This is a genomic window from Pseudomonas moraviensis, assembly GCF_900105805.1.
In the GTDB taxonomy this organism is placed as follows: Bacteria; Pseudomonadota; Gammaproteobacteria; order Pseudomonadales; family Pseudomonadaceae; genus Aquipseudomonas; species Aquipseudomonas moraviensis_A.
Map to the genome: position 1 here is coordinate 3,693,368 of NZ_LT629788.1, position 12,857 is coordinate 3,706,224.

Consider the following 12,857-nt stretch of genomic DNA (forward strand, 5'->3'; position numbering starts at 1 on the left):
GGATGATTGGCCATGTCTCTCTCCCCCCAGCCTGCGGTCAACGCGGACAAAGGACGGCACTACGAATTCATCAAGTCCGCCGTCAACGACAATTTCAAAACCGCCACCGTCAGCCGGGGCCTCGCCTTGGCAGCCTCGCCACTGAAGATTCAATCCTGGTACACCACCGCGCCCGCTCCTTACCTGCTCAGACTCGCGATTGCCAATCTCAAGGCCTGGGGTTCGCAGAACCGGGTGGATCATCTGCTGGCGAAAACCGATCTGCATGCCTTCGCCGAGCCGCTGCTGAAGGCAAGCATCAAGGAGCGACACGGCATCGAGCCGGACGTCAAACGCACCTTTCTGCGCCTTTACCTGCCCAAGCACAAACCGTGGTACGCCATCAATGTTTCAAAGGGCGTTGTGACCCGCACCGTTTCGCTACTGGACGCCGCCCTGCACAACTTCGCCAGCAGTGAAACGGTCGGTGACGGCTCGGACTACATCAGCCAACCCGACACGCGAGGCTTGTTCGATGTCCTGCCGATCAAAGGTGCCATGCCCATTAGCCAGTTCCAGACGCTGTGCCGCGAGCTGGATATCGGCGCGCAGTATAAGAAACATCTGGAAAGCTTCCTGCTGCCCGGCGAACCACTGGCCGAAGCCGTGCTGCAACACAAGGTGAGCGAGAGTCAGAAAGACGCCCTCGCCGTCGCCGCACACCTGGCGCTGATCAAGGAAGACATCCAGTACGACACCTACAAAATGCTGTTGAGCCTGGCCGAAGGCAGTCCGCAACTGCTGCTCAATGGCCGCGCAATGCAGTGCTCTGACCTGTCGCTGCTCGGCACCCGGCTGACCGGCGTCCTGGTGTTGACCCACGCCGTGACGGACAAGCGTGGCATTCGACGCCTGATCGTCTACGTCCCCCACGACCCGGATCACCCGCTCAAGGAGTACGACTCTTTGAAAGCTTTCCGCGATGAACTGACGCGTCAGCTTCGCGACGACCGGCTCAGCGAATCAACCGGACAGACCTATCGCCAGTTCTTCAGCCAGTTCGTCGATCAGCAGCAGCGCGGGCACTTCTTTGCCGAGCTCGAGCAACGGCTGTTCATCGTCAGGTACCACGCGAGTGAGGCCCCGTCCGACCCGCTGCCGCCGTGGCACAAGGTGGCGGTAGAGAATCCCAATCTGCGCTTCGCTCGGGTGAAATTGCAGGGCGATTACTGGCGCCACGCTTATCAGCAAAAACTCGACAAGATTCTCAATGACGCCCGGGAAATCGCCGTTTCCACCGCGGATACCGACAGCAAGGCGCGCTGGGCGTGGTGGGACAACTTCAAGAAAATTCTCTCGGACATTTTCAATGTCGCGCTGTTGATCGCCACCCCATTCGTGCCGGGGCTGGGCGAACTGATGATGGCCTACACCGCCTACCAACTGACCAGCGACGTCATCGAAGGCATCGTCGATCTGGCCGAAGGCCTTTGGCAGGAAGCCGCCGGGCATGTCATCAGCGTGGTCACCGACATTATTCAATTGGCCGCCTTCACCGCCGGCGCACAGATCGGCGAAGCGTTTCGCGTGAAGCTGTCACCGCTGGTGGACGGCATGAAACCGGTCAGGCTGCCCGATGGCAAAGCGAGTTTATGGCACCCGGACCTGAGCCCCTACGAACGCAACGAACTGATGCTCCCTCCAGACGCCAGACCCGACCGCCATGGCCTGCATCAGTACGGCGACGAAACCGTCCTGCCACTGGAGGGCAAGCTGTACTGTGTCGAAAAACCCTCGCCGCCAGCCACGTCCAACACCCACCGCATCAAACACCCGCGCCGCGCCAACGCCTACCAACCAAAGATCGAACACAACGGCCACGGTGCCTGGCGGCATGAACTGGAAACTCCGCAAGACTGGTCGAACGAAACGTTGATGCGGCGTCTGGGCCACAGCGTCGAACGCTTTTCGCCCACGCAACTGGAGCAGGTGCGCATCAGCAGCGGCACCGATCACAGCGCGCTGCGCCAGATGCATATCGACAACAGTCCGCCGCCACCGCTGCTGGCCGACGCGGTCAAACGCTTCAGCGCTTACGACGACGTAGTCACGGCGAGTGCCGACATCCGTGGCGGTCGGCCGATCGACCCTCAAGCGGTCTGGCTGGAACCGCTGTTGACCGCGTTGCCCGGCTGGCCTGACGGCAAAGCGCTGGAGGTGTTCGCCGATGCCAGTCTGAGCGGTCATTCGCGCAAGTACGGCGACCCGCAGGCTGCGCCGGCCGATACCTTGAGCATCAGCCTCGGCGATCTGAACGCCGGCCGGTTGCCGGATCGGCTGGCGGACTTCCTCACCGACAGAGAATTCCATAATCTCCTGGGGCACGAGGTTGCCCGTGCCGATCGTGCGAGCGCCTTGCGCAATCGACTGGCGGATGCCGTGGATGAGCGCCGTGGCGCCGTTTCCCGGCATGTCTATCGAGCCTTGGAAAGACCCGACAAAGCCGACATCAGAATCGTCAGACAGACTTTCCCGGAGCTGCCATTGCCGCTGGCCGAGAAGCTCCTGGCCCAGGCCAGATCCACCGAACTGCAAAGAATCGCCGACGAACAACGCCTGCCGTTACGCCTCAAGACTCAGGCTCGGGAACTGGATTTCGAAGCCAGCGCGGCCCGCGCCTACGATGGTTTTTATCACGACGAACTGATGACGGCCGACACCGAACGCCTGGCGCTCAACACCCTCAGGCTCAATACCGACACCTTCGCCGATCTGCGCCTGGAAGTCCGCGATGGCAGCTACGACGGGACATTGCGCTGCAGTGTCGGGCCGGATGACGCAAGCACTGTCCGACGCCTGATCCGCGACGAACACGGCCGCTACGAAGTACTCGACGTGCACAATAAAAAACTGCATGACGCCGATGATTTCCATGAGTCGATTCTGCATGCCGTACCCGCTGAAACACTGCCTGCCGTGGGTTATCAACGCGGTCAGGGACGCCCGCTGAAACTGTGGATCATGGAACAGGCCGAGCCCCCCGCGCAGCGCCGAACCGCACTGGCCGAGCCGCCCATCCGGCCTGAGGCGACGATTGAAACCGAAACGCTGGTACGCGGTTTGTCCCGGTTCTTTGGGAGCCGGACGCCAGATCAACGCATCGAGCAGCTTTACCCGACAATGAATGCACGTGCGAGAAACGCGTTCATTGAAACCCTGACGCGCCAGAGCAAAGGCAACACCCTCGATGCCATCGCAAAGCTGGAAAACGAGCGCAAGGATTTGCACAAGGCATTACAGGCGTGGCGTGACGATCACCCCATCGGCATGGATGACGCGGGAGAACCGGGCTACGGCGCCTCCAGGTATTACATGCAGACCGGCGGCAATCACATCGAACAACGGATGATTGAATGCTTCAAACGCCAGAGCGATCTTCTCGACGAACCCGACATCCATCCCGAGCAAGGCTACACGCTGGACCTCACCACCGAGTTCGGCGGCAAGGATCTCGAACGCTGGTGGAAGGATTTGCGCCAGCGCCCCGACATGAACAAGCACATCGACAAGATCACCGCACTGAGGATCAACAAAACCTCACTCTCGGCAGATCCGGATGGATTGCTCGGCAGTTTCCCCCATCTGCGCCGATTGAACGCCCGCCAATGCGAACTGAAAGAAATCCCGTCCAGCATCGGCCAGATGCGTCAACTCGAGGATCTGGATCTGGCCGACAACCTCATCCGTCTCACACCGCGATCCAGCGAACGGCTCAAGGAACTGGTGCGGCTGCGCTCGCTGAACCTGAACGGCAATCCACTGCGCACGCCACCCGATGTCGGCCGCATGTATCGGCTGGAGGAGCTGAGTCTGGCCAAAACCGATATCCACACCTGGCCCGAAGGGCTGTTCAAGGTGGGCAGCATCAACCGACACCGCCCACGGGGGTTCATGCTCGACATGCGCAAGGCGCCGATCGACACCTTGCCCGAGGTCACGCCCGGGTCCGATCAGGCCTTCGTCCTGAGTCGGGCAAGGTTTGATACGGAAAAACTGACCAATGAAGAGCGGGTCCGCTATCAACACTATCGCACCTCCTCAGGCCTGGGTTATGTGATCGATTATCCAGAGGCATCCAGCACCGAACTCAGCCATTGGCAAGAACCCTTCGATGAGCCTGAGCATTACAGCCCGTCCGTGGGGTTCAGAAAATATCGCGAAGAATCCTGGTTCGACCTGATGGCCGAGCCCGACTCCGCCGGTTTTTTCAGCGTGATTGCCAAGCAAAGAGAAAGCGCGGATTACCGGACGAATCCCGCACGAAAAAAGCTGACCAGACGCGTCTGGGAAATGGTCGAAGCCGCAACGCTGGACTCGGAACTGCGCGAAAAACTGTTCAGACAGATTGTCTCCCCTGACGACTGTGGCGACCTCGGTGCGCAACTGTTCAACTCCCTCGGAATGAAGGTGCTGGTGTCCAGAGCCTATGCAGAACAGACATCCGCCAAGGTTCTCGACGATAAACTCGTGCGCCTGGCGCGCAGTGCTGCGCGGCTGGATCTGGTGAGCGACGAAGCCCGCGTTGAATACAGCCGTCAGGCACAACAGAACCTCATCGATCCGGGCAACCCGCCCCCGGACGAAGTGGAAATCCATCTGGCATTCGAGAAAGGGCTGGCAGAACGACTGGAACTGCCCTGGCAGTCCGAAGCGATGCTTTATGAGGAGCGTTCCGGCGTAACAAAAGATGAAATCGAAACGGCGTACAGGATGATCGTGAAGCGGGAACAGGGCGACGGTCTGGTCAATGCAATGATTGATCTCTCCTCAGACAATTTCTGGGAGCGTCACTTGCGCAAAACCCACCCGACCCAGTACGAACGCAATGATCGTCTCTTTGAGGACAGACTCGAATGGCTTGATGAATTGCGCACGGCACAGGCGCAATGGGCCACCCTCACTGATCGAACGCAGTTCAATGCATTGACGCGAAAACTGGAAGCCCTCGCGACCCGGCTTGGCATCCCCCAGGCCGAGATATTCACCGACGAACCCATGAGCCAGCGCCGCTACAACAGGCTGCTCGATGACCTCGGCTACCAGCGCAAGGAACTGTCCCGACAACTGACCCGTGAGGCGATGAGACTGGCGGGCCTTTAACGGCAGGTTTGCAACCCGGCCAGCCCCGACAAGGACTGGCCGGACGGCACGCTGCCGACAACCGGCGCCAGCACAGGACCGTTCCATGTTCGCCCGATGCGACAGCATTTTTCCGCTGCGGCATAAACCGGCGCACACGGATAGCTGTGCATATCGATCACTGCGCACCCGGCGCTCTGGCGTTGAACATCAGCACCACATTGCCGTAATAATCCCCGGAGCGATAACCACCCTCCGGTTCGATCGGGTCGATCTTCAACGCCACGCGCTTGCCCCCGGCCGCTTCCTCCTCGGACAAGACCTGGCGCGGGGTGACGTGCGAACTCAGTTCGACATCGTTGAAAGAGACCCGCAGATCGATCACTTCACCGGGACGGCCGTTCTCCAGATAGGAGTCGTAGGCAAGCCGCGCCTCAATCGCGCTGCTGTCGTGGCGCACATCGAAATTGCGCATCAGCCCGCTGAGGGTCGCGCGCTGGTAATCCCACTCAAGCCGCTGCGGCCGGTGAATCCAGTCCGGTTCCGCCGGAATGATGTAGAACGGCCGACTGGGAATGGTCAGGGACACTTCGAACGTGTGCTCTTCGCGCGCGGCCCACGCCCCGACGCCGCTCAGCGCAGTGGCGGCCAGCAGCGCGGCGGCGGTGCATTGCTTGATCATGTTGGTTACCCGATGCGTCAATGGAAAACAAACCTAGCGACTGGCGATCTTCACGGTTTTCTTCTCGCTGCCTTCGATCAGGAAGAAGCTGTACTGACGGCCTTTCTCCTTGTCGAACGCAAAGCTCTTCCCTGCCAGCACATGGTGTTTGGTGGTCGCACCACAGTCGTTTTCCTTGCTCAGCGAACAGCTTTTGAACTCATCGACAATCAGTACGGTGTTGCCGTCGTTGCGCAGTTCATAGCGGCTGTCGGTGTCATTGATGACGGTGGCAAAACGCGCGTCTTTGGGCCGCACGAAGAAGATCGTGCCGAACCCGGTCATCACGTTGACCCCGGCGGAAAGCGAGTTTTTGTAGTCTTCGCGCTCTTCGCTGCTGACCACGAACTCGTCTTCCTTTTCCGGCACCACCGGAACGAAGCGCACGCGGAAATAGCGTTCGCGATCCCGCTCGCCCATGTACAGCAGACGCGTGCCCTGCATGCCCTGCGCCGGCACGATCAGCCGCGCCGGACTGGCCATCACACCGTTGCGTGAAGCGCCGTCAGCTGCGTTTTGCACAGGCACTTCCTGCGGCAGGCCATCGGCGCCGTAGATGATCTCCAGTACGTTGATCTTGACGAACGCGGTGGCGTCGCCACTGTTGAACACCCGTTTCAGATAGGTGCTTTTATCGGCGTCGAGATAATCATAGACAGTGCCGACATTGATCTGCGGCCCGGCCTGCGCCGTCAGGCAACACACACTGAGCACGCCCAGCAGAAAACCACGTTTCATCGCGTTCAACTCCATGAAAATCGAAAAAGGCCGGACTGCAGTGCTCACACATCCGAGTCCCAGATAATGGTGATGTTGCCGCGCAGCCGGTCGTTCTTGCCGGGGCGCAGGAGAAAGTCGATCGCCGCCGGTTCCAGCTCGAAATGCAGCGCACCGGGTTTGCGATCCACATAGATGCCCGGCTGGAACGGACCGACCCAGTTGTCGAAGTGCAAGGGAATTCGGTCAACGTCACCACCAGGGCCAGTGATGCCCGTGGGCAGGCTCATGGACACCTTGACCGGAACGCTATCGCCCAGGGGGCTGCCGAGGCTGCAGTACGGTCCGCCCATGGAATTGCACAGCATCATCACCTTGAAGCGCGACGACGCAGAGAGGTAGAAAGGTTGATCGCGGAAAATCCTTCTCGGCTTGCGCCCGCTGTCGAGCCACGGCGCCCAGCCGCCTTCGGGCTCCAGCGTGACTCTGTTGCCACCCGGTGGCAGATCGACTTTGAGGGTGTGCTGTACGTCCAGCACGAAGTCGAGGGTCAACTGCGTGTCATCCGGTTGCATCATGTAGCCCATGTGGAAATCGCCCCCGGGACCCATGGTGTAAGTAATCGATCCGGTATACAGACCGCTCGACATGCTCAACGGGTTAGGGGTCTTGAGCTCATAGGCGAAATCAAGCTTGTCGAAGTACATCCCGGGGATACGGAAAACGGTGTTTTTGGTGCAGGACGCCTCCAACGGGGTATGCCAGAAAAAACGATAGGTAGTGTCGGAATACCCCGCCAAGCCGCTGCCAACACAGGGCGAAGGGGCATAAAGCCAACCTGTTTCGGATTTCCAGAGCTTGTCATGTGCCTGCGCGGCGTTCGAAATTCCAGTGAGTTCCTGCACCCGATCACTCAGAAAATACCGGGAGCCTATGCCGGTAATGCGTACCTCGACGATCTCCGCTTCCTGGGTATCGCGATTCGTGATCGTCAACCGTCGCCAATCTGCTGGCACTTTCAAAGAGATACCGTCACCCGGTACGAGTGGTCGGTCTGCGCTGTAGCGAACCGGCAACTCGATGCTGAACATTTTGCCGTCAGCGCATTTGCCGGGAAAAGCCACGCAATAGCCGCTATTGGGTGTCTGGTTGACGAACAGGTTTTTGCTCGGCTGCGACGGATCAGGCTGAAACAATGCGCGGATCTCCTGATTGATCGCCTGCGCCGGCAATATGCTCAGTGCCAGCGCCAATGCGCAGCCGCCTGTGATTATCTTCATGGAATCAACCTGCCTTCTGTTCGGTGGAGTTGACGTCAGCCAGCGTGTCCGGCGTGCAGCGCAGATCACCGATCATCAACACGTTGTTTTCGCTGCGATGGCTGCCGGCATCGAGGCGGAACTGGCACAGCAACTGATTGCCCTGACGCACTTCCAGGGTCGGTGAGCCGGCGTTCATTTCCATCGAGAAGAACCCGTCGACTTCGGTCACGCCACGGCTGGCGTGGTTGATCACGTGGTGGCCCTTGAGCGGACGCCCTTGCCCGTCCACCAGCCGGCCGAGCACGGTCAGGGTTTTCATCACGCGGATCTTGCGGTACTCGACGCCGCCCTTGTTCAGGTGATAACGCGTACGCGCCGGTTGGATGGTGGCGGCCGGCACTGTGTTGCCTTCGAAATCGAAACTCACCGAGCTGTTCTGATACGCCGTGATCGGAATGAAATTGCGCCCCGGCTTCAACGCCGCCCCGCCACCGCTGTAATCGTCGGCACGCAGGACGATGTCCTCGATGTCCGACTCCACATCCACGATCATCCCCGCACCGCGCACTTCGCTCTGGCTGGTCATGAGCATCTGCTCGCCGCCCACCACCAGCGTGCTGTCGACGTTGAGGCCGCCGGTGAAGTTGCCGTTATAAGAGGAGCGCTGGATGAAACCGTCGCCGTTGAGCGAATCGGTGCGGAAGTTCGCCAGGCTGGCGACACCTATGCCATAGGTGTCGGTGAGCGCCGTGAGCGAGACGTTTTGCAGCACGTGGTCCTTGAAGTCCCGGCGCCAGCCGAGCGAGGCGTTGTTGTCGCGCGCGCCGTCGCGGGCCGTGCGCGAACCGATGCTGCCGGTGATCTGCTGGCCGGGTGCGCCGAGGGCCATGTTGATGCTCAGGTCGACCCCGCGATTGCGCGCATCGCCGCTGCTGAAACTGCCCGGCCGATCGAAAATCGACAGGCGCCAACTGGCGTCGCTGCCCAGCACCAGGGTGCGCTGGGTCCAGCCCAGATCGAGACCCATGCCTTCGACATTGCCCTCGCTGTGCGAGACCCGCGCGTTGACCGAGCTCTTGCTGCTGAGGCGATGGTTGAGCGCCAGCGACGAATTGCTGGTCTGGCCGATAAACACATTGCGCGGACGTACCCGGGTGCCATCGGGCAGGGTGTCGTAGGTGTTGGTGGTGTCGAGCCAACTGCGGTTGTGGCTGACAACAATGCTGCCGGCGCCATAGTTGTACAGGCTCTGCAGGTCGAGACCGGTGCCGTAGTCCTCGGTCTTGTAGACGTTGGCATACAGGCTGATGTGATTGGCCAGCGTCCAGTCGATCGACGTGCCGTACTGCAGCTTTTCCCGGATCTGCCGCGCCGAAGCGCCGACAATCACCCGGGGATGCAACAGGTAATTCACCGCTGCACCGGCGGTGGGACTGCCGCTCGCTTGCGTGTCCCAGTTGCTCAGCAGTTTGCTTTCTTCACCGGCAAACACGTTGTAGCGCCAGCGTTCGTCAAGGTTGCGCCAGTTGTTGGGCTTGTACACCAATTCCTGGGTGGTGGAGGTGATCTGGCCGTCTTCGACCAGCCGCACTTCCACCTCATAGATGCCGCCGGGCAACGGTCGCGTGTCGAGGGTCTGCAGACCGGCCGGCACCGATTGCGTATTGATCAGCAAACCGTCACGCCAGATCTCCACCGAACCCTGGCGGTTGGCGGTCACGTAGATCGGGTAGACGCTGGGCATCGGGCTGTTGATCGCCAGGCTGTCGGAGCTGCCGTACATCACGCCAACCGCCGTATCGGGACTTGTGCCGAACGTGCGCGGCTGGCGCGTCAGGCCTTCGGAATTGGGGGTGAAATAGCCCACGCGAAAGAAACTGCCTTGCAGTTCGCGCTGGGTGTGCAGCTCGTGGACGGCGTGATAAAGCTTGTCGTCAGGGCCGCCGAGCCGGGCCATTTGCAGGTTGAGCGTCTGGCTCCAGTTGCCCAGGCTGGCACTGGCTTCAAGGCCAAAGCGCCCGCCGAGGTCCTGATCCTGGCCACCATTGAGGTTGAGCTGGTTGCGCACCATCAGGCCGCTGCTGCCGCCGCTCGGCTGCTCGTAATAGCGCTTGGCTTCAACGTCGCGCTCGGCGTTTTCGGTGACGATCGAGACCAGTGAGTTTTCCAGGTTGTAATGAACGGCCAGAAACTGCTCCGGGCACGAACCGCTGCACGCGCCCAGGGGCACGCCGGGCTTGAGGAAGCTTGCCCACTTTTCCCGCTCGGCGGGGCCGAAACGGTTTTCGCTGGTGTCGGTGAATTCGAGAAGCGTGATGCGATCATCGCGGGACAACACCACCATGGCTTCACCCAGCGGCTGCTGGTCGACTTCGACCCGCACCGCCAGCGGCACATCAAAGAAATGCTCCTCGAAATCCGCCGGCAAGCCCTTGGCCTGCGCCAACAGACTACGTGGCGTAGTACCGGCGGTGTTGGATGCGACGGCTGCGCTGGCACAAAACAACAGCGCAAGTGCAGCCGCGATGGGGGTCATCGGGAACATGAACTCGTACTCTGATTGACTGACTATGAAAGTCCGTCGGGGCAAACATCACTGCCTGCCCCGTCGGTTGACGCCGCTCGTGAAAAAGCGAGCGTTTTGAATCCGGTCAGTCGATCAGTTGCCGCCAACCGGTGGCACTGCGTCGAAGATCATCGCCACGGAACCGGTGTAGTCACCCGGCTCGAAGTTGCTGCCCTTGGCGGAGATTTTCAGCGGTGCGCGATAGTTGACATCGGACTCGGCTTCACCAACGACCAGTTGTGGAGTCAGTGTCAGTTCCTTGTTGTTGAGCATCACTTGCAGTTCGATCGAAGTGCTGCCAGCGACCAGTTTCGGCAAGCTTTCCAGGCTGGCGTGAACCGAACCGTTGTTGTTGCGCACGTCGAAGAAACCGTTAACTTCGGCCATCTTGCCGGTGGTCGGCTGGTAGCTCATGTCCTGGTCCTTGTTGACCAGATCAGGATCGGTCGGCACCACGTAGAAGCCGTTGGTTGGCACGTGAGCGACGAGGCTGATGGAGTGCGAGGCTTCGCCCGCGGCGAAGGCGGTGGAGGTCATTGCCAGAAGAGCCAGTGGGGCAGCGATTGCGAATTTCTTGAGCATCGTTCAGTACCTGTTTGCTGTATATAAGGGGTTGTCATCGAAAGTTCATAAACCCTTGCCCCAGCAACTGCCGGATCAACTTGAACTTTCAACGGTGGGCATCATCGGCTGTTGACTCTGGAATGTAAGCAGGCAACTTCCGACAAACGCGTAGTTAAACAACCCCGCACCCCGCCAGAAAAAAGAACGAAAAACAGATACTTGCGATATTCGCTGTAAGTTACGCCCTACACACAGTTTATCGGGAAAAACCATACAGCAACTTGGGCGCTTTAACCCGGTAACTTTCGAGAAATTAGAATATATACTCAAGTGCAACTAGAGCGTTAACTTTAACTTCTTGGTCACGGCTTATCTTCCACGTCGAAAAACATTCATCGGCGTTTTTCAAGCTGCGACCACTCGTCCGGCCAGGCCAATCCGGAGCCAGAAACGGCTTGCACGGACCTTAAGATATATCTTAAGTTGTATCTAAATACGACGAGAGAGAAAGCGAAAAATGAGAGACCATCATTCCCCCCACCGCGAACACGGTGATGGCCGCGACGGCTTCGAGAAGCGCCCCGGTCGCGAACGCGGTGGCCGTGGCCCGCGTGTTTTTGCCCCCGGTGATTTGAAGTTGCTGCTGTTGGCGTTGATCGCCGAACAGCCGTGCCATGGCTACGACCTGATCCGCCAGATCGAAGGCATGTTCGACGGCGCCTACAGCCCCAGCCCCGGGGTGATCTACCCGACCCTGACGTTTCTGGAAGAGAGCGACCTGATCGTCGGCGATGCCGAGGCCGGCAAAAAGCGTTACAGCGTGACCGACGCCGGTCGTCTGTCTTTGAGTGAACAAGCGGTGGCGCTCGACGGCGTTCGCATGCGCATCGACGTCAGCAAGCGCTCGCTGCGCGGCCATGACCGACCGCCGGAAATCCACGAAGCCGTGCACAACCTGCGTCATGCCCTGCAGTTGCACCACGGGCGCTGGAGCGCCGAGGAAATCCTGCGCGTGCGCGACCTGCTCAATGACACCGCCAAAGCCATCGTTGACGGCCCTGCCGTTCAACCTGCCCCGGAGAAAGCCGAATGACCGCAGTCGATACTCAAACCATCCACCGCGTAATGCATGAGATCAAACGGCGCAAACTTGAAGTTTTACGCGTCACCGAGCTGACCCCGCGCATGCGCCGCATCACCCTCGGCGGGCCGGAGCTGGCCGGGTTCATCAGCCTGGGCACGGACGATCACGTCAAACTGCTGTTCCCGCAGAACGCCGAACAAGCCGCGGCGCTGGAGACCCTGCAGCTCGGCGCCGGCAAGGACAACGGCCCGATGCCCGAGATGCGCGACTACACGCCGCGCCGCTACGATCTGGAAAAATTGGAGCTGGACATCGATTTCGTCCTGCACGGCGACGGCCCTGCCTCGACCTGGGCCGAGCAGGCACAACCCGGGCAGTTCCTGCACATCGGCGGGCCGCGCGGCTCGATGATCGTGCCGGACATCTTCGACAGCTACCTGCTGATCGGCGACGAAACCGCCCTCCCCGCCATCGCCCGCCGCCTCGAAAACCTCGCGGCCAATCGCAAGGCGCTGGTGGTGATCGAAGTGGAAAACGGCGCCGAACAGCAAATGCTCGAAAGCGCGGCGCAGTTCAATGTGATCTGGGTACTGCGCGAAGGTGGCAAGGACAACCTGCTGACCACGGTCAGACAACTGCAGGTGCCCAAAGGCAATCTGTATGCATGGGTAGCGACGGAGACCAAGGTCTCACGGCAGATTCGCCGGGTGCTGATCGATGAGCATGGGCTGGATGAACAGTTCATCAAGGCTGTCGGCTACTGGCGCGCGGAAGGCTCGGAAGAGGAGTAATGCTCCCCTGTAGGAGTGAGCCTGCTCGCGATAG

8 protein-coding genes are annotated in these 12,857 nt (G+C 60.1%); 3 read left to right on the forward strand and 5 right to left on the reverse strand.

The annotated features are described in order from the left end of the window. Nucleotides 1–12 precede the first annotated feature (12 nt). Nucleotides 13–5,139 (forward strand): dermonecrotic toxin domain-containing protein, encoded by a 5,127-nt coding sequence (locus tag BLU71_RS16370; RefSeq protein WP_083353506.1) that lies wholly within the window; start codon nt 13–15, stop codon nt 5,137–5,139. 157 nt (nt 5,140–5,296) lie between these two features. Here the strand turns inward: BLU71_RS16370 and BLU71_RS16375 are convergent, their stop codons facing one another. From BLU71_RS16375 to BLU71_RS16395, 5 genes are all read right to left on the reverse strand, one after another. Beyond that, nucleotides 5,297–5,800 (reverse strand): CS1 type fimbrial major subunit, encoded by a 504-nt coding sequence (locus BLU71_RS16375; protein ID WP_173867354.1) that lies wholly within the window; start codon nt 5,798–5,800, stop codon nt 5,297–5,299. Nucleotides 5,801–5,833: 33 nt separating this feature from the next. Next, entirely contained in the window at nt 5,834–6,577 is a 744-nt protein-coding gene (locus BLU71_RS16380; RefSeq protein ID WP_042608302.1) for a pilus assembly protein, read from the reverse strand. Between the two features lie 44 nt (nt 6,578–6,621). Then, nucleotides 6,622–7,836, reverse strand: a complete 1,215-nt coding sequence (locus BLU71_RS16385) for a hypothetical protein (protein ID WP_064361674.1) — start codon at nt 7,834–7,836, stop codon at nt 6,622–6,624. A 4-nt stretch (nt 7,837–7,840) separates the two neighbouring features. Continuing rightward, nucleotides 7,841–10,363 carry a CS1-pili formation C-terminal domain-containing protein gene (locus BLU71_RS16390; protein WP_083353507.1) on the reverse strand — a complete coding sequence of 841 codons (2,523 nt, stop codon included), beginning with the start codon at nt 10,361–10,363 and terminating at the stop codon, nt 7,841–7,843. Between the two features lie 114 nt (nt 10,364–10,477). Beyond that, complete coding sequence (locus tag BLU71_RS16395) at nt 10,478–10,966, reverse strand: CS1 type fimbrial major subunit (protein WP_042608305.1); 489 nt, start codon at nt 10,964–10,966, stop codon at nt 10,478–10,480. Nucleotides 10,967–11,465: 499 nt separating this feature from the next. Here BLU71_RS16395 and BLU71_RS16400 point away from each other — a divergent pair, with 499 nt between their 5' ends. Continuing rightward, the gene (locus tag BLU71_RS16400) at nt 11,466–12,041 is read left to right on the forward strand and encodes a PadR family transcriptional regulator (protein ID WP_042608306.1); all 576 of its coding nucleotides are present in this window, start codon (nt 11,466–11,468) and stop codon (nt 12,039–12,041) included. Next, nucleotides 12,038–12,823, forward strand: a complete 786-nt coding sequence (locus BLU71_RS16405; RefSeq protein WP_083353508.1) for a siderophore-interacting protein — start codon at nt 12,038–12,040, stop codon at nt 12,821–12,823. The genes BLU71_RS16400 and BLU71_RS16405 overlap by 4 nt, the downstream gene beginning before the upstream one ends. Nucleotides 12,824–12,857 lie beyond the last annotated feature (34 nt).